Origin of the sequence: Bradyrhizobium sp. AS23.2, assembly GCF_001908185.1 — a bacterium.
Classification (GTDB): domain Bacteria; phylum Pseudomonadota; class Alphaproteobacteria; order Rhizobiales; family Xanthobacteraceae; genus Bradyrhizobium.
The window spans coordinates 1-22,000 of the sequence record NZ_LGHM01000079.1; the positions used below are offsets into that span (position 1 = coordinate 1).

20 protein-coding genes and 2 pseudogenes are annotated in these 22,000 nt (G+C 63.3%); 5 read left to right on the forward strand and 17 right to left on the reverse strand.

Annotated features, from left to right (window positions below):
- Nucleotides 1-213: 213 nt before the first annotated feature.
- Nucleotides 214-1,050 carry an enoyl-CoA hydratase-related protein gene (locus tag AC630_RS17495; RefSeq protein ID WP_074119741.1) on the reverse strand — a complete coding sequence of 279 codons (837 nt, stop codon included), beginning with the start codon at nt 1,048-1,050 and terminating at the stop codon, nt 214-216.
- A gap of 472 nt (nt 1,051-1,522) precedes the next feature.
- Here AC630_RS17495 and AC630_RS17500 point away from each other — a divergent pair, with 472 nt between their 5' ends.
- Entirely contained in the window at nt 1,523-2,677 is a 1,155-nt protein-coding gene (locus tag AC630_RS17500) for a DUF937 domain-containing protein (RefSeq protein ID WP_074119742.1), read from the forward strand.
- Between the two features lie 257 nt (nt 2,678-2,934).
- Here AC630_RS17500 and AC630_RS17505 read toward each other — a convergent pair whose 3' ends face one another.
- The 9 genes and pseudogenes from AC630_RS17505 to AC630_RS17545 all read right to left on the reverse strand — a co-directional run bounded on the left by AC630_RS17505 (nt 2,935) and on the right by AC630_RS17545 (nt 11,859).
- Nucleotides 2,935-4,152 (reverse strand): acyl-CoA dehydrogenase family protein, encoded by a 1,218-nt coding sequence (locus AC630_RS17505; RefSeq protein WP_074119743.1) that lies wholly within the window; start codon nt 4,150-4,152, stop codon nt 2,935-2,937.
- 241 nt (nt 4,153-4,393) lie between these two features.
- A complete protein-coding gene (locus AC630_RS17510) occupies nt 4,394-5,605 on the reverse strand; it encodes an ABC transporter substrate-binding protein (RefSeq protein ID WP_074119744.1) in 1,212 nt (403 codons plus the stop codon).
- Nucleotides 5,606-5,725: 120 nt separating this feature from the next.
- Nucleotides 5,726-5,950 carry a LapA family protein gene (locus AC630_RS17515; protein WP_074119745.1) on the reverse strand — a complete coding sequence of 75 codons (225 nt, stop codon included), beginning with the start codon at nt 5,948-5,950 and terminating at the stop codon, nt 5,726-5,728.
- Nucleotides 5,951-5,973: 23 nt separating this feature from the next.
- Nucleotides 5,974-6,549, reverse strand: a complete 576-nt coding sequence (locus AC630_RS17520; RefSeq protein WP_074119746.1) for an HdeD family acid-resistance protein — start codon at nt 6,547-6,549, stop codon at nt 5,974-5,976.
- Nucleotides 6,550-6,677: 128 nt separating this feature from the next.
- Nucleotides 6,678-8,201, reverse strand: coding sequence for an FAD-dependent oxidoreductase (locus AC630_RS17525; RefSeq protein ID WP_074119767.1), 1,524 nt, complete (start codon nt 8,199-8,201; stop codon nt 6,678-6,680).
- A 79-nt stretch (nt 8,202-8,280) separates the two neighbouring features.
- On the reverse strand, nt 8,281-9,177 hold the full coding sequence (locus AC630_RS17530; protein ID WP_074119747.1) for an alpha/beta fold hydrolase: 897 nt from the start codon (nt 9,175-9,177) through the stop codon (nt 8,281-8,283).
- A gap of 153 nt (nt 9,178-9,330) precedes the next feature.
- Nucleotides 9,331-10,158 carry an HD domain-containing protein gene (locus tag AC630_RS17535; RefSeq protein WP_074119748.1) on the reverse strand — a complete coding sequence of 276 codons (828 nt, stop codon included), beginning with the start codon at nt 10,156-10,158 and terminating at the stop codon, nt 9,331-9,333.
- A 480-nt stretch (nt 10,159-10,638) separates the two neighbouring features.
- Nucleotides 10,639-10,965 (reverse strand): annotated as a pseudogene (locus AC630_RS17540) (transglutaminase-like domain-containing protein); the annotation flags it as partial.
- Between the two features lie 636 nt (nt 10,966-11,601).
- Nucleotides 11,602-11,859 (reverse strand): DUF3551 domain-containing protein, encoded by a 258-nt coding sequence (locus AC630_RS17545; protein WP_074119749.1) that lies wholly within the window; start codon nt 11,857-11,859, stop codon nt 11,602-11,604.
- Nucleotides 11,860-11,938: 79 nt separating this feature from the next.
- Between AC630_RS17545 and AC630_RS17550 the strand changes: the two genes are divergently transcribed.
- Complete coding sequence (locus tag AC630_RS17550; protein WP_143198116.1) at nt 11,939-12,226, forward strand: hypothetical protein; 288 nt, start codon at nt 11,939-11,941, stop codon at nt 12,224-12,226.
- Nucleotides 12,227-12,811: 585 nt separating this feature from the next.
- On the opposite strand, the gene AC630_RS17560 is transcribed toward AC630_RS17550, so the two are convergent.
- From AC630_RS17560 to hpaR, 7 genes and pseudogenes are all read right to left on the reverse strand, one after another.
- Nucleotides 12,812-13,033 carry a hypothetical protein gene (locus tag AC630_RS17560; RefSeq protein WP_074119752.1) on the reverse strand — a complete coding sequence of 74 codons (222 nt, stop codon included), beginning with the start codon at nt 13,031-13,033 and terminating at the stop codon, nt 12,812-12,814.
- Between the two features lie 601 nt (nt 13,034-13,634).
- On the reverse strand, nt 13,635-14,939 hold the full coding sequence (locus tag AC630_RS17565; RefSeq protein WP_074119753.1) for a methyl-accepting chemotaxis protein: 1,305 nt from the start codon (nt 14,937-14,939) through the stop codon (nt 13,635-13,637).
- Nucleotides 14,917-15,438: a PAS domain-containing protein gene (locus AC630_RS17570; protein ID WP_074119754.1), complete on the reverse strand. Its 522-nt coding sequence runs from the start codon at nt 15,436-15,438 to the stop codon at nt 14,917-14,919. The genes AC630_RS17565 and AC630_RS17570 overlap by 23 nt, the downstream gene beginning before the upstream one ends.
- A gap of 183 nt (nt 15,439-15,621) precedes the next feature.
- Nucleotides 15,622-17,145 carry a UxaA family hydrolase gene (locus AC630_RS17575; RefSeq protein ID WP_074119755.1) on the reverse strand — a complete coding sequence of 508 codons (1,524 nt, stop codon included), beginning with the start codon at nt 17,143-17,145 and terminating at the stop codon, nt 15,622-15,624.
- 201 nt (nt 17,146-17,346) lie between these two features.
- On the reverse strand, nt 17,347-18,123 hold the full coding sequence (locus AC630_RS17580; RefSeq protein ID WP_074119756.1) for an HpcH/HpaI aldolase family protein: 777 nt from the start codon (nt 18,121-18,123) through the stop codon (nt 17,347-17,349).
- A gap of 115 nt (nt 18,124-18,238) precedes the next feature.
- Nucleotides 18,239-18,403, reverse strand: a pseudogene (locus AC630_RS47045) (malate dehydrogenase); the annotation flags it as partial.
- A gap of 161 nt (nt 18,404-18,564) precedes the next feature.
- Nucleotides 18,565-19,083, reverse strand: a complete 519-nt coding sequence (gene hpaR, locus AC630_RS17590; protein ID WP_074119757.1) for a homoprotocatechuate degradation operon regulator HpaR — start codon at nt 19,081-19,083, stop codon at nt 18,565-18,567.
- A gap of 110 nt (nt 19,084-19,193) precedes the next feature.
- Here hpaR and hpaH point away from each other — a divergent pair, with 110 nt between their 5' ends.
- The 3 genes from hpaH to hpaE are packed head-to-tail and all read left to right on the forward strand — an operon-like array spanning nt 19,194 to nt 21,959.
- Nucleotides 19,194-20,000, forward strand: a complete 807-nt coding sequence (gene hpaH / locus AC630_RS17595) for a 2-oxo-hept-4-ene-1,7-dioate hydratase (RefSeq protein WP_074119758.1) — start codon at nt 19,194-19,196, stop codon at nt 19,998-20,000.
- 29 nt (nt 20,001-20,029) lie between these two features.
- Nucleotides 20,030-20,428, forward strand: a complete 399-nt coding sequence (locus AC630_RS17600) for a 5-carboxymethyl-2-hydroxymuconate Delta-isomerase (RefSeq protein WP_074119759.1) — start codon at nt 20,030-20,032, stop codon at nt 20,426-20,428.
- Complete coding sequence (gene hpaE / locus AC630_RS17605; protein ID WP_074119760.1) at nt 20,421-21,959, forward strand: 5-carboxymethyl-2-hydroxymuconate semialdehyde dehydrogenase; 1,539 nt, start codon at nt 20,421-20,423, stop codon at nt 21,957-21,959. Before AC630_RS17600 ends, hpaE begins: the two co-directional genes overlap by 8 nt.
- Nucleotides 21,960-22,000 lie beyond the last annotated feature (41 nt).

The window sequence follows — 22,000 nt, forward strand, 5'->3', positions numbered from 1 at the left end:
CTCTTGCACCGCCCCATCATCGAAACTCTCCGTCGATGGCCGCTTCACCTCGACGGAATCACGGTTCGCCCTGCTCCTCAAGATAGTTCTGCAACAAAATCGGCCAGCAGCGGACCACCCGATCTCGTCGCGAACATAGATCTCCACCCGTTCGAGCAGATGATCGATTGAGCCGCTGGCTCGTGACTGCTGGACGATGATGTGCGCCTCTGCTCACTCCTTCTTCGTCCGATAATCCCCGAACGTCGTGTCGCGCTGGTCGAGTTGGGTTTTCACGCTACCGCCATCGCGGCGGAAACCGGCCATGTAGGCCTTGCTCGCTTCAGTCGTGAAGGCCAGAGCCTGTATCTCGGTGCCGGCGCGGATGGCGGCGCGGGCGCCCATGATCTCCATCGCACGGTGCACGCTGCGCTTGTTGAGCTGCTGCAGCTCGATCGGCACCTTGGCAGCGCGCTCGGCGAAATCGAGCGTCTTCTCTTCCAGCTCAGCGAGTGGGAAGGATCGCGTCGCATAACCCCATTCGGCGGCTTCGCGGCCGGACATCGCATCGCCTGTCAGCATCAATTCCATCGCGCGGCGCATGCCGACCAGCCAGGGATGATACTGCATGTCGGGCGGGCTCATCAGCCGCACCGGCGGATAGCCGATCTGCGCGTCGTCGGCGACGTAGACGACGTCGCAGGCGGTGGCGAGCTCGGTGCCCCCGGCGAGGCAGTAGCCGTGCACCTGCGCGATCACGGGCTTGGCGAGATCCCAGATCCCGAACCAGCCTTCGACCACGTGGCGCGACCATTGGCCCGGTCCGGACGCCGAGTGATAGGGCTGGTCGATGCGATTGTCGGCGGAGAGATCATAGCCTGCCGAAAAGCACGGGCCCGCGCCACGCAGGATCGAAATCGAAACGTCGGGATCACGATCGGCCTGCTCGAGCACCTCGAAGATTTCGCTGCGCAAGCGATTGTTCAGCGCGTTGCGCTTCTCCGGGCGGTTCAACGTGATGCGCCGGACGCGCGGACGCGGGTCGTCGACGATGATGTGTTGGTAGCTCATGAAATCCTCCCGATCTCGAGGCATTTTTGCCCTTGCCTGGGTCATGCCCGAGATCAGGAGGGTTGTCATCGGCGGCTAACGCAGATCACCCCGCCGGCACCCGCGAGGGTGGAAGCTCGGCCGGCCGAGAGCGCGCATTCGCAGAACGCGGACCGGGTGCCCCATTTGGCCAAAACTGCATAGTGCCCCGGATGTAGATCCTTCGCGGCACTCGCTCTCCGTGTTGTGACTAGACAGGCCGGAGATTTGGGCGTGCACACTGCGCCTGGTCACGATGAACGGATCGATGGGCAAGTCACGCAAATCTGTTGCCGAGACATTCGGCCTGCCAGATCGCTTCACTTGCCCAATCCCGAACTACAATTTCTGATGCGGCAATCGCCAGACAAAACGCGGCTAGCGTGACCAAGCCGCAGCATCGGAACCAAGGAGACAACTCACCTCACAACCAGAAGCAAAATGGAGAGATCGCATGGCAACCAATCTCATCTCTGTTGTGATGCAGTTCCTGACCCCTGACATGATTGCGAAGATCGCTTCTGCGCTAGGTCTTGATCGCAACCTCGCGCAAAAGGCAATTGGAGGCGCCGTCCCCGCTCTGCTTGCGGGTCTCGCGGATGTGGCCTCCACTCCGAATGGGGCGCGCCAGCTCTCCAGCACGTTGGCACAGCAGCAGCCTGGGTCGCTGGAGAATTTCAAAAGCCTCATCGGCGGTTCAGGTCAGAACACGCTCGTGGAAACCGGATCGAGCATGTTGTCCGGCCTGTTCGGCGGCGGAGCAACGGACGCGATAGCGCAGTCGATCGGCAAGTTCGCAGGATTCGATGGGGGATCCAGCAAGTCGCTACTCGGTATGCTCGCCCCCGTAGTCCTCGGGGCGTTGAGTCAACATCAGCGCAGTGCGGGCCTCGATGCAAGCGGGCTGGCGTCGCTCCTCGGCTCGCAAAAAAATCAGATCACCGCGGCTATTCCGTCCGGCCTGGCCGATCAGTTGAGCGCTGCCGGCCTCATCGACAGCGCAGCGGGAACCGTACGCAGCGGTGCCGCAGCCGCTTCGGCCGCCGGAAGCCGAGTTGCCGATGCCGCGGAGCGTACAATTGCCGGAGCCAGTCGGGCAGCTCAGGCCGCAACGAGCGCAGCATCGTCGCAATGGCCGTATTGGTTGGTCGCCCTGGTCGCATTGGGTGGAATTCTCTGGTATGCCACCGGGCGCCAGCCCAGCGAAACCGTGGCCGAACTGCCGCGTCCTGCCGCAGTGCAGCCCGCGACCGGAACCGTGGGTCTGGCGCCGCCAGATCTGACGATTGGAGGAGTGAATCTGGCGAACCAGGTCAACTCGTCCATGAGCACCTTGCGATCCGTGCTGCCAACCATCACGGATGCCACCTCCGCCCAGGCCGCCCTTCCCAAGCTTCGGGAAGCAGCGACCCAATTGAACGACGTCGGCGACCTCGCGACAAAGCTCAGCCCCGAAGGCAAGAGCGCTCTTGCCAAGTTGATCGCGGCAGCAACGCCGACCATCAACCAGATGTGCGACAAGGTGCTGGCGGTCCCCGGAGTTGGGGACATCGCGAAGCCAACGATCGATGAGCTTCGCGGGAAGCTCGACGCGCTCTCACGCGCTTGATCGTGAGATGCCGTTGGCGCGGTCTGCTCGAGGCGGACCGCGCCAAACAGCGGGTGTGGTTGAACGCTGTTCGACTGATGTGTCCTGAACCGTCCGAGAGGATGTCCTAGAGCCATTTCCGTTCCGATGGAATCGGAACGGGGGCTCTAGATTCTTGTTTTGATGCGTTTTCTTTACGCAAACCGGTATCCACTTCACTCGAAAACGCTCTGGTCAAGACAACACCGGCGTCCGCACATTCGGCCAACTCGCAACGCTCACCCTGCCATCACACCGCCGCGCTTGATCAGCTCCTTGCCGACGGCGGCGAGATGCACCTGATCGGGGCCGTCGCCGATACGGATGAAGCGGGCGTAGACATAGGCGCGGGCGAGGAACGTGTCCTGCGACACGCCCGCGGCGCCGTGGATCTGGATGGCGCGGTCGATGACGCGGGCAGCCATGCTCGGCACGACAATCTTCGCCGCCGCGATCAGGTCGCGCGCCGCCTTGTTGCCTTCGCGGTCCATCCTGTCGGCGGCTTGCAGCGTGAGCAGCCGCGCCTGCGCGATCTCGCAGAAGGAATTTGCGATGTCCTCGCGTACCGAGCCCTGCTCGGCAAGCGGCTTGCCGAAGGCGACGCGGGAGACCGACCGCTGGCACATCAACTCCAGCGCGCGCTGGGCGCAGCCGATCAGGCGCATGCAATGGTGGATGCGACCCGGACCGAGCCTACCTTGCGCGATCTCGAAGCCGCGGCCCTCGCCGAGCAGAATGTTTTCGGCGGGCACGCGGACGTTCTCGTAGACGATCTCGGGGTGGCCAACCGGCGCGTCGTCGTAGCCGTAAGTGAGCATGTCGCGGACGATGCGGACGCCTGGCGTGTTTCTGGGCACCAGGATCATGGATTGCTGGCGATGGCGATCGGGATCGTCGGGCGCGGTCTTGCCCATCACGATCAGGATTTCGCAATCCTCGTTCATCGCGCCGGAGGTGAACCATTTCCGGCCGTTGATGACGTAGTCGCTGCCGTCGCGCCTGATCGCGCACTGGATGTTGGTGGCATCGCTGGAGGCGACCTGCGGCTCCGTCATCGAGAAGCCGGAACGGATGCGCCCCTCCAGGAGCGGCTTCAGCCAGCGCTCCTGCTGCGCTTTCGTGCCGTAATTGGCGAGCACCTCCATGTTGCCGACATCGGGCGCCGAGCAATTGAAGACCTCGGGCGCCCAGAGGATGCGCCCCATGATCTCCTTCACGGGCGCATATTCGAGATTGGACAGACCCGGGCCGTGCTCGCCCGACAGGAACAGGTTCCAGAGCCCCTGCTCCCGCGCGAGCCGCTTCAGGTCCTGCAGCACCTGAGGCGTCCTGTAGCGCGCAACTTCCGGCTTGACCTGCTCGTAATAGAGCTCCTCGACCGGCTCGACATGCGTCCGCATGAACTGGCGGACACGCTCCTGAAGCTCCAGCGAACGCGTGGAGTGTTGAAAGTCCATGGTCCCTCTCCCTTCGCCGTGGGCTCCGCATCTGAAAATTTACAAGAGGTCGTCATGCCCGGGCATAGCCGTCTGAAGGACGGCGTCGCTTCGCTCGCCTATGTCCCGGGCATCCACATTCTTCGTGCCGTCCGGCGAGGCGTGGATGGCCGGGACAAGCCCGGGCATGACGCTGTCGAAACATCCGTGTCTCCAATGGAGACCCCATATGCGATTGCTTCGGCGTTCGCTTCTCCGCGCGTCAGGTGCCGCGCAAGAGCTCGCTCGCCACGATCCAGTCGTTGCCGTCGAACTGGAGCATATAGCCGTCCTTGATGGGGCGGAAATCCTGCGGCGTGGTGTTGAGCGTGATGCCGGGCATCAGCAGCGACAGCGGCACGTTCTTCAGGTTGGTTGCCTGCGCCATGATGTTCTCGCGCGTCAGATTGTCCTTGCACTGCTTGAGCAGGACGACCAGCGCCTCGGCGACGGTGTAGCCATAGAGGCCGGCGACATTGTTGACGTCGGCGTTGGGCAGGCGCCTCTTCATGAAATCGATGTAGGCCGACATCGCCGGATCGTCCTTCGGCTCGGCCACGAACGGCTTGAGCGAGCCGAGCGACAGCACGCCTTTGCCGGCATCGAGGCCCGCAGGAACCATCACGGTTGCCTTGTTGGCGCAGCCACTGGCGAGAAAGCGCGTCGCCTGCCAGCCGACCTCATGGGCTTTACGGATCGCCTGCGCACAGGCGCGCGGCGTCACCGAATAGATCATGAAGACGTCGGCCTTGGTGTTGGCGAGCGTCAGCACCTGGGAATCGACGGTGGGGTCGGTGACCTCGAAGCTCGACGCCATCACGATCGCCTTGTCGGCCTCAGTGCCGAGCGCATCCTTGACGCCGCGCAAGTATTCCTTGCCGGCGTCGTCGTTCTGATAAAGCACCGCAAAGCGCGCATTCGGGTTCTTGGCGCGGGCATAGGCGACGTCGATGGCGGCCTCGCTGGTGTAGTTCGGCGCCCAGGGCAACGCCATCGACCAGGGCATGTTGGCGGGATCGTTCCACTTCGAGGCCGAGCTGATCAGAAAGAGCTGCGGCACCTTGTTGCTGTTGAGATATTTTGCGATCGCCGAGCTCGGCGCGGTGCCCATGGTCGCAAAAATGAAGGCGACGCCGTCGCCCTCGACCAGCCGCCGCGCCGCTTCCATGGTCTTCGGCGGCGAGAACGCGTCGTCCAGCGACAGCAGATTGAGCTTGCGGCCGTTGACCCCGCCCTTCTCGTTGACCTCGTCGAAATAGGCCGCGATCACCCTGCCGGTGATGCCGAGCGGGGAAGCAGGGCCGCTATAGGGCATGGTGTTGCCGATCTTGATCTCGGTGTCGCTGACACCGGGACCGTAGGATTTTTGCGCGGAAACGGGCGTGGACAAACAGGCAGCAGCCAGCGCTGCGGCCAGGGCCAAAGCGGCTTTCATGATTTCTCCCCAATGATTATCGTCGCGCGACGTCATGAGGCGAACCCGCGGCGCGCTGCTTTTTGTCAGCGCGTCAGCTCAGCGGAGTTCCGCAAGATGGTCTTGCGTCGAGTTGCTGGTTCATTCGATGCTTCGCTGCGAACCCGTGTACGAGCGCCGCAGCAGGGCGAACACGCTGCCGCCGGTCGCAGCGCCCAGCAGATAGACCACGATGGTCTGGACGGCGAGCGGGAGGCTGAGACTCATCCTGAAGAACGAGATCGTGACAGTCTCGAAATTCTGCGCGGCGAAGATGATCGTCGCCGCGGCAAATAGCACGATGACGGCGAGATAAAGCCAACGCATGAGTGCCCCCTTCCGCGCGCGCCCTAATGGCGCCGCCGCAGGCTGAAGCCCAGGCTGACCCAGCCGACTCCCGCCATCACCAGGTCGATGCCGAGGAACAGGCCGAGGATGTAGACGCTGTTCACCGGCCAGCGTGCCACGATCAGCAAACCGAGCAGCAGCGTGATGGCGCCTGACAGCGCCACCCACACCCACGGGCTTTCGCGCTTCATGTTGAATGCCAGGAACAGCCGGACCGCACCCGAGGCGATCAATGCGGCGCCCAGAAAGAGCGTCAGCAGGACCGCCGCGAGCAGCGGGTTCTCGAAGGTCAGGAAGCCGGCGACGACGTAGAGCACGCCGAGCAAGGCCCAGATCAGGAACTTGCCCCAGCTTTTCAGCTGGAACGCGCCGATGATCTCGGCAATGCCAGCGACGATCATCATCGCGCCGACCACGATCACGCTCGCCACCGTCGCCATCACCACGCTGCCGAGCGCAATGAAGCCGGCGATGAGGTAGACGACGCCAAGGGCGACGATCCAGCCCCATTTGCCACGCACCGCGGCGATGCCGGAGCCGAGGCCAAGATGTTGTGAGGTATCCGAAGCACTTGTCATGACGCCACTCCTGCATGCGAAGCCCGGAGGCACAATTCAGGATAGCACGGGCGTGCGCCGGGACAACACCCAGCAGAGCAGCCCCTGCCGGCAGCAACATTGATGCAAATCAAGGTCAAATGCGGCGCTCAGACCCGCGATCGCTCCATTTCGAGCTCGGCCTTCAGGTTGTCGAGATCGCGATAAATTGAGGCAATCGCGAGCACGCGGCCACCCTTGCGGTATTTCAGCAGGCAATCCCTGCCGGAAATGCTGCCGTCGATCGCGATGTCGTCAAAGCTCTCGGCGTGGCCGACATAGTTGATCGGTACGTCGTAGTGCTGGGACCAGAAGAACGGGACGGCGTCGAACCGCTCCTGCCGTCCCAGCATGTTGCGCGCGGCGGCCTGCCCCTGGCGCTCCGCCACCACCCAGTGCTCGACGCGGATGTTTTGGCCCGAATGCGGATCGGGCCAGCGTGCGATGTCGCCGGCAGCGAAGATGCCCGATGCACTGGTCTCGAGATATTCATTCACGCTCACACCGCGATCGATGGCAAGCCCTACCTGCTCGGCGAGCGCAAGGCGCGGCTTGACGCCGATGCCGACCACGACCAGGTCGGCCTCGATCACACGCCCGCTCTTCAGCGTCGCGCGCGTGCCTTCGAGCTTCTCGACCGTGTCCTTGAGGTGAAAGTTGACGCCGTTCTCTTCGTGCAACGCGCGAACGAAGTCGCCCATCTCCGGTCCGAGAACGCGCTGCATCGGCCGTTCCTCCGGCGCGACCACGTGCACCTCGAGCTTGCGCGCCCGCAAGGAGGCCGCAACTTCGAGGCCGATGAAGCTGGCGCCGATCACCAGCGCGCGCTTCGCACTGCCGGCCGCCTTGATGATCGCACGGCTGTCGGCGACGGAGCGCAAGGTGTGGACATGCGGCTGGTCGGCGCCCGGGATCGTCAGTTTGACCGGCTCGGCGCCGGTCGCGAGCAGCAGCCGGTCGAACGGCAGCTTGGCGCCGTTGCCCAGCGTCACGCTCCGCGCCTCCGGATCGATCGCGAACACATTCGTGTTGAGCCTGAGGTCGATGCCGGCGTCCTGATAGTAGTCCTCACCCCGCAGCGGCAGCCAATCCTCCGGCGCGCTACCGGCGAGATAGTCCTTGGAGAGATTGGGCCGGTCGACCGGCATCGCGCCGTCATTGCTGAGCATGGTGATGGCGCCGGAAAAACCCTCGCGCCGGAGCATCTCGGCCGCAGCGAAACCAGCGGCGCCGCCGCCGACAATCACGAATTTTTCGGGTGTTGGCGCGCTGCGGTGAGATGCTGATGGTTCCGGCGCTTCACGCTTGCGCTCTACGATGATCCGGTCCCGATCAAGCGTGACCTCCCAGACCGCAAGCGCGTTCAGCGCCGGCGGGCGGGCCGCCTCGCCGGTGCGCAAAGAAAAGCAGGCGTGGTGCCAGGGACAGCGGATGGTGTCGCCGACCACCAGCCCGTCTGCGAGCGGGCCGTGGTAGTGGCTGCAAGATGGCTCGATCGCGAAGATCTCGTTGCCGGCCTGCACCAGCAGAACATCCTCCTCGCCGACATGACCGAGGAGCTTGCCGTCCCTGAACTCGATCAGCGACACGCCCTTGGTTAGGTCGGGGCCGCTCGGTTTGCTTTCCTGGCTCATGGACATCTCCCTGGCAGCTTAACGTGCAGCTAAGGATTTGGACGACGGGACATGCGAAAAGTTCCTGCGATCGCGAAAATCAGGACCGTCCAGCCGCTTTCCGTACGTCGAGCACGGCCTGCGCCCATTCGGCGGGCCGCTCCTGCGGCAGATTGTGGCCCGCGCCGGTGAACACGCGCCGCTCGAAAAAGCCCTCGAACTTGCGCGCATGATGGGAGGTGCCGGGATTGACGCCATCGCTGTCGCCGTCGATCGCGATGGTCGGGACGCGGATTGGCGGTTGCGCGGCAAGCTTCGCCTCGATCGCGGCATAGGCGGGATCGCCCTCAACCAGCGCGTAGCGATGGCGGTAGGAGTGGATGACGACGTCAACGAAATCAGGATTGTCGAACGATGCCGCGCTCTTCACGAACGTCGCGTCGTCGAAGGTCCATTTCGGCGACCACATCGCCCAGAGCTGGCGCGCGAAACCGCGCCGATTGCGTTCCAGCGCGCGGCGGCCGCGCTCGTTGTGGAAGAGATATTGATACCAGAGCGCGGCCTCTTCAGGGGGCGAAGCCGGCTCCATGGCGCGGGCGATGTTCTGGATGTTGTAGGAATTGCCGGAGACGAGCCCGATCACGCGCTCGGGATTGAGCACCGAGACCACGCAGGCCGCGCGCCCGCCCCAGTCATAGCCGCCGACGACCGCACGCTCGATGCCGAGCGCGTCCATGAAGGCCAGGAGATCGGCACCAAGCGCCGCCTGCTCGCCGGAACGCAGCGTCCCAGGGAAACGAAACCGCGTCGCCCCGTAGCCACGCAGCCAGGGCACCAGCACCCGCGCACCCGCCTGTGCAATGACCGGCGCGGCCTCGGCATAGGCGTTCACATCATAGGGGAAGCCGTGGCCCATGATGCAGGACCAGCCGTCCGGCGCGCCGTATTCGAGATAGCCGATGTCGAGGACGTCCGTGGTGACGGCTTTTTGTCGCATGACATACTCACGGATTTGCGCGACGGCGTAGCCCGCTATCGTAGCCCCAATGAGCGAAGTTTCGTAGCCCGGATGGAGCGCGGCGAAATCCGGGATTTGCGGATGCTGGCGTCCCGCATTCCGCTTCGCTCCATGCGGGCTACGAGGCCCGACCTATTTCTGCGGGCCCGACAGCGGGATGTCGCGTTCGGCACGGAACACGTTGCTGTAGAGGTTGGCGATCCACTGCCGGCCGATCTCGGTCTTGTTGAGGTAGCCAATCTCGGTCTGGATGTGCGGTGCGACGCTGTTCCAGTAGAACTGTGGATAGCGATTCACGATGTCGGCAGGCGAGTCGTAGCCGAGCTGGCGGTTGATGCCGACCTCCTCGAACTCGTAGTAGAGCGCATTGGCCTTGCGCAGATAGTTGGGATCGCCGAGCTGGCCGATGAAGTCGGCGGCGCGCAGGATCGAGGCTTCGCAATCGTACTCCTGCCCTTCGAGGGCCGGAAAGCGCGTCCCCTCGATCGCGCGGGCGACGCGCTCGCTGTCGATACCGCGGATTGGCGGCAGCCGCCGCCTCACGAAAAGTATCGAGCGATCAACATGATACATCATCAGGCTGGCATCCGAAGCGCCGCGCGGCAGCGACACCCTGGTCCCGGCCTCGTCGATCAGGAAACCGTCTTCGTCATCCTCCGGAAACAGACCGCGGACATAGCCGATGTCGTGCGCAAGACACGCGATCAGGACATGGATGTAGTCCTCCGCCGCAAGGTGAGCGTGAAGATTGCGTCCCATGAGGATCGCCTGGGCGGCCAGCGTCACCAGCATCGTATGCTCGATGTTGTGATAGAGCGCGTCGCTGTTGCCGATGCATTCCATCGCGGTGCGCGTCGCGCCTTCCAGCACCCTGGCATAGGACTCGTCGAACCTGCGACGCATGAACGAGCCCAGCAACTTCTCCAGAGATTCAGCCGCCAGTCTCGGTAACGTCAACATGGATGCAGCCCCGCTTGTCGGTGGTTTCCCACGCCAGCTCCCGACCCTATCATTCTCGCCCTCGACGCAAGCACCAGCATAGCCCATCTTGGGCCGAGTGACCAAACCCCGGGACGAAAATACGTAAAATGTTGCACTCCCGCTTCGCAACATCACGGTTGCGGTCACGGCCAGATACATCTTGGGAGCGGGCGATGCGGGGCCAGCCGGGCCAATGGCCGACCGTGGAATTCGTGTTACAGGGAGAGCCGTGCCAAGCGGGCTGGATGATGAAATCCGGTCTGTGCGCGTACCTGCGCCGCCTGGCGGTCAGCGGCGTCAAGTCCCTCGCGCAACGCGCTCCCGCACGGCATCGAAGGCGATTTTAATCCGGCGGACATACGGATCCTTGTAGGGAACGTCCGGGTTCTGGCCATGCACCAGCATGGAGGCATTGACCTCGAATACGACGAAATGATCGTCGCGGTCGAGAAACGACCGTCACTCCACCAGCAGCACGTCGACGGCCACGCCGAGCTTCTGTTTCGGCGAGCCGACGATGATGCCGTCGACCGGCGAGACGTCGGAAAAGTCGCGGCCCATCGCAAGCACGATGTGATCGTTGGCAACCAGGAGATCATTGGTCGGATCGAAATCGACCCAGCCAAGCTCCGCCCCGCACCACAGCGACACCCAGGCGTGGGTGGCATCGGCGCCCTGCAGGCGCGGCTGGCCCGGCGGCGGAATGGTGCGCAAGTATCCGCTGACATAGGCTGCCGGCAGGCCGAGCCCCCGCAACCCTGCGATCATCACATGGGCAAACCCTTCTCCCCTTGTGGGAGACCTTCCGACGTAAAACGCGTTGAGAGATCAATAGCTCGGCGGGTCAGCATCCGCCCTGGATGCGCGCGCCGTCGGATGAGGCGAAGGCGTTGCAGCGGCCGTTGCCGGATGATGCGCTCCGGATCGTCATGCGCGGGGTAGATAAGGAAGACAAGGCGGCGGGATGAAATTGGCCGAGCGACGACTTCTCGTCTGATCCTCGATGTCGTCGCGCACAAGCACCGCCCTGACCTGTCGCCTACCAAGCCCCAACGGCAATCAAAACGATGGTGCTCAAGAACAATACACAAAGGATGGTCGCAGGAAGGGTAAGCCAATCGGGGATCATCGTCGCCTCCCGAACGGTTGTTTCAGAGCTTATAAGCCTCAGGATTGGCCTACACTATGAACCGGCTAACACTTTGCAACCACGCTGCATTTTCAATCTTGAGAGATGAGAACCATATCATGCCCTCCTAGCGCGAAAGCTGACTCAAGATCGTGATGCGCGGGGCGGACAAGGAAGATCGAGTGGCGCCCGGTTAAGCCGCTCCGCGCTAAGGCCGTCAATGATTACGCCGCCGCGCCAGTTCTATAGAGCGGCAATTGCCGTCGAACCCACACGCAGGAAAGGCAACATCATTATCTAGCGCGGCCGCGGGGCGATCTAGAATACTCTTGCGACCAATAGGGATTGTCCAAGCACATGGCCGGAAGTCCCGACGCCGCCGCTCGACACTGATCCCATGATGTAAACTTGCACTCGAAATATGTGCTGCCACCCCAGACCCATCTTTGCAGGCAAACCGGATATCTGGGATCGTAGGTTTGCGCCGTGGCGGGCACGATTACGGACATTGCCGCACCGCCAAGCAACAGCAAAGGTAGCAGTTTGCGCATCGCTCGCCTCGGTTTCGATCGACCATCTTTGAGAACCTGATAGACGCACCAACAGGCAAGTCGGTCAAGGCAGGCCAGCGTGCCGTTGGGTCATGAAGACATCAGCAGAAAGGGGCACCTGATGACCAGAAGGATCAAATGGTGGGCGGTGATCGGCATCGCGATGTTCATCATCGGCGCGCTGCTCGTGATCCACTACTCGCTGAGGATCGCCGTATCAAGGTCGCTAACGAGCTTGCCGATTTCATTGGCGGTCGATCATGCAAGCGCGTCACTGCTGATCGTTACAGGCGCACGGGCGCTTCATGTGCGGTTGGCGGCGCCGGTCGGGCCACTGGGGATTTCGCGAAAGCGCCTAGACGTTTGAGTTGCGCCGGCTATTAGCCGGACCGAGGCAAAAACTGATCCACGGCTTCAGCTAATCGTCCCGCCGCTTGCACGGCATCCGGCATGAACTGCTTTTCGGAAGGCCGCGAGCCGACAGAACTGACTGCTAGCCCCGTACTAGAGGCGAGAACAGCTATCACAATCGCAGCGAGGAATTCGGTCCTCATGGCAATGGTCCTCTTCAATCGGACCCTCCCCACAAACTAACGGGGCACTCTCAGAAATGGTTCCCGAAGGCTGCGGCCGATGTCTTCGCTCACATCGAAGTTGCCACCATGGCGCCCCGGGGTTCCTCCTTCCGAATGGGGCATCTGCGTCGCGATCAGAAACGTTCGGCTGTGCAGTGCACAGAGCGTGTTCCTTTCAGAACATTCCGAGCAGGATGAAAAACCCGATCTCGATCAGGAAGGTGGTGCCCATGATGGCGACGGTCAGAAATACGTCGCTCGCCGATATCGGGTCCATGACCAGCCTCGCGCTTTGCGAAGCCCCTACTCTAAACTCATCCAGGTCGGAAAATGTTTCGGCTTCAAGCGGCAGAACGCGTGCAATGCGACCGCAGACCTTAGCGTAGTTCGAGTTCCCGTATCGCCAGAGCCGAAATTTGTGCGGCGTCTTCGACACCGGATTGCGCGATCTTGATTATCTTCTTCGCAATCAGTTCCGTTAGAGGGTCGTCGCGGTCCTTGACGCAGAGCGTATGGAGCGCTTGCTCGTAAGCCGCTGTGATACGGCTAGCCTCTTCTGGCCCGATCGTGCAGCTTTGCAATAATCGATAAATAGCCATTTCTCAGGTCCCTCCCATGGCGCGGATAATTGTACTACGGGAACCTGGTTCACGGCCGAAGAAATTGCGGCCCTTAGGCTGCCGGTCTCAAACCGCCTCGCGGGTCGCGAGCTCCACGGCAAATTCACCTATGATAAAAAAATTTCGGCTCTGCCGGATCAGGCAAGTCCGATGCGCGTTCTGATAGCGGTGGCAGGTAAGCCGTGCACACGCAAGGAGGCTGTGCGCCAAGCCGGAGGTGGCCGTCATGGCGAACCCCCTTCCGCCCCAAGACCCTCACCTGATTGAAGCCTTAGAACCGAAGCATTGCCGGGCGATCTGCGGGGTGATCGGTAAAGAGCTTCGGCATAGCCTCACGCGCGACGCCTCACCGGTACCGACGCCCCTGCGAAAATTGGTCGATCGACTTGCCGAACTGGAAGGTGACGTGCCTCTAATCATTCCCGACTGCGAGGACGAACCAGCAGCCCGGGAACGCCCGAAGCGGGGGCTGAGGCTTTGGTGGTTCCACCGGGGCTTATAAACCGGCGCGGGATCGCGGCACCGCCTCTCCCACAAAGGGAGAGGGTGAGCAGCGCAGCGCGTGCTCTTCGCGGAGGTCTTACGCGGCCGATGTCAGCCGCTGCAGGAACCGCGTCACCTCGCGCCTGAGCGTCTCGACCTCGCCATGGACGCGTTCGGAGGCGCTGTTGACGCGGCTCGCGACGCGGCCCGTGTCAGCGGCGGCTTCGCTGATGCCGGTGACGTTGGAGGAGACCTGCGAGGTGCCGGCGGAGGCTTCCTGCACGTTGCGGGCGATCTCGCGGGTTGCGAGCCCCTGCTGCTCGATCGAGGTCGCGATCGATGCGGTGATCCCGTTGATCTCGGTGATGGTCTGCGCGATCGCCTCGACGGCCGCGACCGAGTTCGTCGTCGATTGCTGCATCTCGCCAACCTTGGCGCTGATCTCCTCGGTCGCCTTCGCGGTCTGGTTGGCGAGGCTCTTGACCTCGGAGGCCACCACCGCAAAACCGCGGCCGGCCTCGCCCGCGCGAGCCGCCTCGATGGTGGCGTTGAGCGCCAGAAGGTTGGTCTGCTCGGCAATCTCGCTGATCAGCTTGACGACGTCGCCGATCCGGAGCGCGGCGTCGGCAAGCGTGCGGATCTCGCTGCCGGCGCGATTAGCCTCATTGACGGCGCGGCCCGTGCTTGCGGTCGAGCCTGTCACCTGGCGGCCGATATCGGCAATCGAGGATGCGAGCTGCTCGGCGGCGCTTGCGACGGTCGCGACATTGCGCGAGGCCTGGTCGGAGGCGCTGAGCACGCCGGAGGTCTGCCGGCTGGTCTTCTCCGCCGCCGCCGCCATCTGGCCGGCGTCGGACTCAAGATCGGTCGCCGCGCCCATGAGGGTGCCCGCAACCTCGTCGAGATGCGTGCCGAACTGCTTTGCGAGATCCGCGATCTCGACGACGCGACGGCCGAGGCTGTCGGTGCCGGAATTGATGACGGTGGACGAACGCCGGAACGAGCCGGGCAATCCGCGCGCCAGGATCTTGCGGAAATACTTGCCGCGGCTTGCGTAGTCCATCGAGGCCGAAGCCTCGCGCACGAAGGCGTCAGTGATGTCGAGCATGTCGTTGACCGACTTCTGGATCGCCCCGATCCGCCCGGCCTGCCGATTGCTCAGGATGCGCGCTTCGAGATCGCCATGCGCGGCCTTGCGGCACACATCGGCCACCTCATCGACGGCTGCTGCCGTGCGATGCTGGCACCAGACGGCATAACCGAGCAGCACGACCGTCGCGCCCTGCAACGCCGCGCCGGAAATTCCCGTGACACCGGTGAGCGAGAGAACGAACGCAACGATAGCAAGAACACACGCGAGCGCGGTCGCTCCCTGCGCCTTAGAGAGAGAGCACAAATTCATCGTAACCGACACCCTGTTGCTTGAGCAGTCCCACCATCGCATCGAAGCTCGCACGCATGCCATCCTTAGCATTGGCATGCCGCGCCTCTTCCGCGCACAGCGTCTTGTAGATCGGCTTGATGCGCTCGATCTGCACGGCGTCGGGCTTGCGACGGTTGGAGTGGTAGCCGACGACATTGCCGCGCTCGTCGAACGTCGGCGTGACATGGGCAAGCACCCAGTAATGGCTGCCATCCTTCGCCAGATTGACGACGTAGGCGAATATCTCCTGCTTGGACTGCAGGGTATCCCACAGCAGCTTGAAGACGCAGCGCGGCATGTCGGGATGGCGGATCATGCTGTGGGGCGCGCCCATCAGCTCCGCGTAGGAATACTTGGCCATGCGGACGAAGACGTTGTTGGCGTAAGTGATGCGGCCCTTGAGATCGGTCTTCGAAACGATCAACTCCTCTTCGCCGAGGAGATTTTCCACGCCAGTTGGCCGTATCGCACGCGTCATCGTTGACGAACCCTCACGAAGGGCAACGCCCTCGATGGAGTGCCCGCATCGATGCTGGATTACAACATGAATCATTAATCATGCGTGACCGCGAGACCCGCACGATCACCCGACGCCTCCGTAGGATTACCTACGGGCTCCGTTCGTCCTGCATATTTCGGCAGCGAGGTGCGCTGCGCGCCATTACATCGTCGCGCCGAGCACCCAGGGCGCGAACTCCGCGCCGCCGAAATCGAAGCTCTCGCTCTTGGTCGGCTGGCCGGAGGCCGTCTTCAGGATCAGATCGAAGATGCGCTGGCCGCACTGCTCGACGCTCTCCTCGCCTTCGAGGATGGTGCCGCAATTGACGTCCATGTCGTCTTCCATGCGCTTGTACATGGGCGTGTTGGTGGCGAGCTTGATCGACGGCGCCGGCTTGCAGCCGAACACGCTGCCGCGGCCCGTGGTGAAGCAGACGAGGTTGGCGCCGCCGGCGACCTGGCCGGTCGCGGCGACCGGATCGTAGCCGGGCGTGTCCATGAACACGAAGCCGCGCTTCGTCACCGGCTCGGCGTAGCGCAGCACGTCGACGAGATTGGTGGTGCCGGCCTTCGCCATCGCACCGAGCGACTTTTCCAGGATGGTGGTGAGGCCGCCGGCCTTGTTGCCGGGACTCGGATTGGCGTTCATCTCGGCGCCTTCGCGCTCGGTATATTCCTCCCACCAGCGCATGAGATCGACGAGCTTCTCGCCGACCTCGCGGCTGACGGCGCGGCGCGTCAGCAGATGCTCGGCACCATAGGTCTCCGGCGTCTCCGACAGGATCACGGTGCCGCCGTGACGCACGATGAGGTCGCTGGCAGCACCGAGCGCCGGATTGGCGGACACGCCGGAATAGCCGTCCGAGCCGCCGCATTGCAGCGCGACCGTCAGTTCGCTCGCCGGCACGGATTCACGCTTGACCTTGTTCGCGTCCGCCAGCGCCTCGCGCACGAAGGCAACACCCGCCTCAACCGTCTTGCGGGTGCCGCCGACCTCCTGGATGTCCATCGCGCGCAGGCGGCCGGCGAGCTTCTGCTCCTCCATGAGGCCTCCGATCTGGTTCACCTCACAGCCGAGACCGAGCACGATGACATGCGAGAAATTGACGTGCCGCGCATAGCCGCCGAGCGTGCGTCGGAGCAGCGCGAGCGGCTCGTTCTGCGTCATGCCGCAGCCGGTCTTGTGGGTCAGCGCGACCACGCCGTCGACATTGGGGAATTCGGCCAGCGGATTGTCGCCGGTGAACGGATTCTTCTTGAAGACGTCGGCGACGAGGCTAGCTACATGCGCGCTGCAATTCACCGAGGTGAGGATGCCGATATAGTTGCGGGTGGCGACGCGGCCGTCCGGGCGACGGATGCCCTCGAAGGTCGCCGGCAGGTCGAAGTTCGGCGTCGGCTTGACGTCGGCGCAATAGGCATAATCCTTGGAGAAGTCGCCCATGCCGCAGTTCTGCGTGTGCACGTGCTGGCCCGGCGCGATCGGCACTGTCGCAAAGCCGATGATCTGGCCGTAGCGCTTCACCGGCTCGCCCACGGCGATCGGCTTGATCGCGACCTTGTGACCGGAGGGAATGCGATCGACCGTCGTTACGCCGTCGGCGACCACCGTTCCCGGCGGCAGGCTCGCGCGCGCGATCAGCACGCCATCATCGGGATGCAGGCGAATGACGGGGCTGATGGTCATGGGAGGCCTCCTTGGGTCTTCAAACTATCGTGCCCCGGATGCAGCGCAGCGCGAAGCGGTGCGCTGCTGAGCCGGGGCCCATGTGTCTCGTCGTCTGTTTCGCTAGCAACCGGGTTCCAGCTCTGCGGAGCGGCACCATAGCGCGTCAAAGACGCGCGTGAACGCGCTTATGGCGCCGCACCACGCCCGGGACACGAGCGCTTATGCCTTTCCGGCCGAATCCTTGCGGGTCTGGTTGACCTGCATCTTGGCGTAGGTCGCCATCAGGCCGACTTCGTTCGACAGCGTCACCAGCTTAAAGCCCATGTTGATGGCGCGCGCCGCGCCTTCGGCGCCGCTGCAATGGATGCCCGGGTTGAGGCCGCGCTTGCCGCACTCCTTGATGATCTTCTCGTAGATCGCTAGGATTTCGGGCTCGCTGCGATCGAGCTTGGGCTCGAGGCCGTAGGAGAAGCCGAGATCGGACGGGCCGATATAGACGCCATCGATGCCCTCGACGTCGAGAATCGCTTCCATGTTCTCGACCGCGGTCCTGGTCTCCATCATCGGCAGCAGCACGATCTCGTCGTTGGCCGTCTTCTGGTAGGAGCCCGCGGTGCCGTACATACCGGCGCGGATCGGGCCGTTGGAGCGCACGCCCTTCGGCGGATACTTGGAATAGGAGACGAGGTTCCTGGCTTCCTGCGGCGTGTTGACCATCGGGCAGATCACGCCGTAGGCGCCGCCATCGAGCACCTTGCCGATGATGCCGGGCTCATTCCAGGGCACGCGGACCATCGGGGTCACCGGATGCTTGTCCATGGCCTGGAAGCACTGCACCATCGACAGATAGTCCTGCACGCCATGCTGCATGTCGACCGTGACGCTGTCGAAGCCGCATTGCGCGACCATCTCGGCCGAGAAGCCCGAGGGAATCGCGAGCCACGCGTTGACCACGGCCTTGCCCGACTTCCAGATTTCCTTGACCTTGTTCGCCACGTTGCCTTCCTTCTTTGTTGTTTGGACCCTCGCTGCCGCGCCGAGCGCCGCGACAGCACGACCCCGCTGTTACCGCCAACTGGGTCGCCGCGCTACGCTCGCAATGACGCAAGAGCTATGCAGTCGCCCTCTGGATGCTGACTTCACTGACGCCGACCTCTCGGGCGGTGTTCACTATCGCCGCCCGGGTGTGATCCGGCAAGGGGATGCCGTTCCCGGTGCGTTCGGCCCGGGTTTTCCGCTCGGGATCGCCCGGAATCAGCACCTGATCGCCCCCGGCCACCTGGGAGGAATCCGTGTGGCCGAACACCTCGGCGATGGCGGTCTATTCTCGGCTATTCTTATAGGGCCTTTCGTGCATTTGGCATCGATCGAGCCGATCAAGCGGTACGCAATGACGACAGTCATGCGCAACGATCAAGTCATCATGCAAATTTGCCGTTAGGCATCATCCGTGATCTCGTCACTCGCGTCGACGGAAGCGAGACACAACTCCAATTGTCCGAGCATCTCCTGCAACTCGGCGAGCTTGCGCACGCCAAAACGTCGCGTGATCTCGGCATAGATCGCTTCCGAGGACGGCGCGATGGAGGCCATCAGCTTCACCCCCTCTTTCGAGATCGAGACCATGCTGCGGCGCTGGTCGGCCTTCGCGGTCTTGCGCTCGATCAAATTGCGCGCCTCGAGATCGCGCAGGATGCGCGACAGGCTTGGTCCGAGGAGAAATGCCGTGCGCGCAAGTTCCGTGACTTCCGCGGCCTCGATCGCCGCCAGCGCGCGGAGGATGCGCCATTGCTGCTCGGTCAGACCGTACTCGCGCAGCTTCGGACGAAACTGCCGCATCACCGCCTCGCGCGCCCGCAAGAGCGACATCGGCAGCGAACGCGAGAAGTCGCGCATCGGCACTTGCCGTGCGGCGGGCGCACTTCCGTTCGCGGGATCAGCCGGTCTCTTCGTCATGACGCCCTTTCAGACCGCAGAATGTTTGCAGTGCAGCAAGCCAAATTGTGTTTGACGCATTCACTTAACATGTTAAGTATCTTCGGGCACCACGATTTGTAAGATCACAAATGGCGCTTTCCAACGAGGATATCCAAGCTTGCGCGAACCGTCTGCACCAGGCGGAGAAGACCCGCACGCTGATCCGGCAGCTCTCGCAGGATTTTCCCGACATCACCATCGCCGATGCCTACGCGATTCAGAAGGCCTGGGTCGACGTCAAGATCGCTGAGGGGCGCACCGTCAAAGGCCACAAGATCGGCCTGACTTCGAAGGCGATGCAGAGCGCGCTCAATATCGACGAGCCGGATTCCGGCGTGCTGCTTGACGACATGTTCTTCGCCGACGGCGGGCTGGTCCCGACCGAGCGTTTCATCGCCACCCGCGTCGAAGCCGAGCTCGCTTTCATCATGAGTAAACGCCTCGCTGGGCCCGACTGCACGATGTTCGACGTGCTCAACGCCACCGACTTCGTCGTGCCGGCGCTGGAAATCTTGGATACCCGCATCGAACGCGTCGATCCCAAAACCAAGGCCACGCGAAAGATCTTCGACACCATCGCCGACAATGCGGCAAATGCCGGCATCGTGCTTGGCGGTCGGCCGATCCGCCCCTTGGAGGCCGACCTGCGCTGGATCGGCGCGCTCTGCTTCAGGAACGGCCAGCTCGAGGAAACGGGCCTCGCCGCTGGCGTGCTCAATCATCCCGCCACTGCGGTAGCCTGGCTTGCCAACAAGATCGCACCGCTCGGCCTTGCGCTGGAGCCTGGCCAGGTCGTGCTCGCCGGCTCCTTCATCCGTCCGATCGAGACCCGCAAGGGCGACACAATTCAGGCCGATTATGGCGCCTATGGCTCGGTGAGCTGCTACTTCGCCTGACGAACAAAAAGACAGGGAGTGAAACCGCGATGCCGCATTTCACGATCGAATATTCGGCCAATCTCGATGGCCGCCTCGACATCGGCGCGGTGTGCGAGGTGGTGCGCATGGCGGCGGTCGAGACCGGGATCTTCCCGCTCGGCGGCATCCGCGTCCGCGCTATCAGGTGCGAGCACTATGCGATCGCCGACGCCCGGCACGACTACGGCTTTCTCGACATGGTGCTGCGCATCGGCGAGGGCCGCGACCTCCCGACGCGCAAGAAGGCCGGCGAGCACGTCTTCCAGGCACTCTCCAAACATCTCGATCCCGTCTTCGCCGCCAGCAAGTTCGCCCTGTCGTTCGACATGCAGATCAACGACAAGGACACGAGCTGGAAGCGCAACAACATCCACGATGCCCTGAAAGTGGAGGCTGCCCATGGATAAGCCCACGCCGAAAGCCGATGTGTTCCAGGCCAACCGCGACCGCATTGCGCCGCTGTTGAAGAAGCTGCGTGCCGACGGCATCGGCCACATGATCGACGGCAAGATCGTTCCTTCGATCTCCGGCGAAACCTTTGAGACGAAGTCGCCCGTCGACGGCGCGACGCTCGCGAGCGTCGCGCGCGGCAATGCCGAGGATATCGACGCCGCGGCAACCGCTGCCAGCCTCGCCTTCAAATCCTGGCGCGACATGGGGCCTGTGATGCGGCGCAAGCTGCTGCATCGCGTCGCCGACGCGATCGAGGACAATGCCGACGACATCGCCGTGCTCGAATGCATCGACACCGGCCAGGCCTATCGCTTCATGGCCAAGGCCGCGATCCGCGCCGCAGAAAACTTCCGCTTCTTCGCCGACAAATGCGCTGAAGCGCGCGACGGCCTCAACACGCCGAGCGATGAGCACTGGAACATCTCCACCCGCGTTCCGATCGGCCCGGTCGGCGTGATCACGCCGTGGAACACGCCGTTCATGCTCTCGACCTGGAAGATCGCCCCTGCCCTCGCTGCCGGGTGCACCGTCGTGCACAAGCCGGCCGAGTGGTCGCCGGTGACGGCTTCCATTCTCGCGAGGCTCGTCAAGGAAGCCGGCGTTCCCGACGGTGTGCTCAACACCGTTCATGGATTCGGCGAAGAGGCCGGCAAGGCGCTCACCGAGCATCCCGCCATCAAGGCGATCGGCTTCGTCGGCGAGAGCGCAACAGGCTCGGCGATCATGACGCAGGGCGCACCGACCCTGAAGCGCGTGCATTTCGAACTGGGCGGCAAGAATCCGGTGATCGTGTTCGACGACGCCGATCTCGACCGCGCGCTCGATGCCGTTGTGTTCATGATCTACTCGCTCAACGGCGAGCGCTGCACGTCCTCGAGCCGCCTGCTGATCCAGCAAAACATCGCAGAGAAATTCATCGAGAAGCTGACGGCGCGCGTGAAGGCGCTGAAGGTCGGCCATCCCCTCGATCCCGCGACCGAGATCGGCCCGCTGATCCACGAGCGGCATCTGGCAAAGGTCTGCTCCTATTTCGACGTCGCGCGCCAGGACGGCGCGACCATTGCGGTCGGCGGCAAGGCCTATGACGGGCCGGGCGGCGGACATTATGTCGAGCCGACGCTGGTGACCGGCGCAAGCGGCAAGATGCGCGTGGCGCAGGAAGAGGTGTTTGGCCCCTTCCTCACCGTGCTGCCGTTCCGCGACGAGGCGGACGCGGTCGAGATCGCCAACGACATCCGCTATGGCCTCACCGGCTATGTCTGGACCAACGACATGGGCCGCGCGCTGCGCGTTGCCGACGCGCTGGAGGCCGGCATGATCTGGCTGAACTCGGAAAACGTCCGCCATCTGCCGACCCCATTCGGTGGCATGAAGGCCTCAGGCATCGGCCGCGACGGCGGCGACTATTCGTTCGACTTCTACATGGAAACCAAGCATGTCTCGCTGGCGCGGGGCACGCACAAGATCCAGAAACTGGGAATTTAGGAAATGGTCATTCCGGGGCGCGACGAAGTCGCGAGCCCGGA

Excerpts from the sequence above, each read along its gene's own strand:
- AC630_RS17495 (WP_074119741.1), bottom strand. The coding sequence starts at position 1,050 with ATGAGCTACCAACACATCATCGTCGACGACCCGCGTCCGCGCGTCCGG.
- AC630_RS17500 (WP_074119742.1), top strand. The coding sequence starts at position 1,523 with ATGGCAACCAATCTCATCTCTGTTGTGATGCAGTTCCTGACCCCTGAC.
- AC630_RS17505 (WP_074119743.1), bottom strand. The coding sequence starts at position 4,152 with ATGGACTTTCAACACTCCACGCGTTCGCTGGAGCTTCAGGAGCGTGTC.
- AC630_RS17510 (WP_074119744.1), bottom strand. The coding sequence starts at position 5,605 with ATGAAAGCCGCTTTGGCCCTGGCCGCAGCGCTGGCTGCTGCCTGTTTG.
- AC630_RS17515 (WP_074119745.1), bottom strand. The coding sequence starts at position 5,950 with ATGCGTTGGCTTTATCTCGCCGTCATCGTGCTATTTGCCGCGGCGACG.
- AC630_RS17520 (WP_074119746.1), bottom strand. The coding sequence starts at position 6,549 with ATGACAAGTGCTTCGGATACCTCACAACATCTTGGCCTCGGCTCCGGC.
- AC630_RS17525 (WP_074119767.1), bottom strand. The coding sequence starts at position 8,201 with ATGAGCCAGGAAAGCAAACCGAGCGGCCCCGACCTAACCAAGGGCGTG.
- AC630_RS17530 (WP_074119747.1), bottom strand. The coding sequence starts at position 9,177 with ATGCGACAAAAAGCCGTCACCACGGACGTCCTCGACATCGGCTATCTC.
- AC630_RS17535 (WP_074119748.1), bottom strand. The coding sequence starts at position 10,158 with ATGTTGACGTTACCGAGACTGGCGGCTGAATCTCTGGAGAAGTTGCTG.
- AC630_RS17545 (WP_074119749.1), bottom strand. The coding sequence starts at position 11,859 with ATGCGCAAACTGCTACCTTTGCTGTTGCTTGGCGGTGCGGCAATGTCC.
- AC630_RS17560 (WP_074119752.1), bottom strand. The coding sequence starts at position 13,033 with ATGGCTATTTATCGATTATTGCAAAGCTGCACGATCGGGCCAGAAGAG.
- AC630_RS17565 (WP_074119753.1), bottom strand. The coding sequence starts at position 14,939 with ATGAATTTGTGCTCTCTCTCTAAGGCGCAGGGAGCGACCGCGCTCGCG.
- AC630_RS17570 (WP_074119754.1), bottom strand. The coding sequence starts at position 15,438 with ATGACGCGTGCGATACGGCCAACTGGCGTGGAAAATCTCCTCGGCGAA.
- AC630_RS17575 (WP_074119755.1), bottom strand. The coding sequence starts at position 17,145 with ATGACCATCAGCCCCGTCATTCGCCTGCATCCCGATGATGGCGTGCTG.
- hpaR (WP_074119757.1), bottom strand. The coding sequence starts at position 19,083 with ATGACGAAGAGACCGGCTGATCCCGCGAACGGAAGTGCGCCCGCCGCA.
- hpaH (WP_074119758.1), top strand. The coding sequence starts at position 19,194 with ATGGCGCTTTCCAACGAGGATATCCAAGCTTGCGCGAACCGTCTGCAC.
- AC630_RS17600 (WP_074119759.1), top strand. The coding sequence starts at position 20,030 with ATGCCGCATTTCACGATCGAATATTCGGCCAATCTCGATGGCCGCCTC.
- hpaE (WP_074119760.1), top strand. The coding sequence starts at position 20,421 with ATGGATAAGCCCACGCCGAAAGCCGATGTGTTCCAGGCCAACCGCGAC.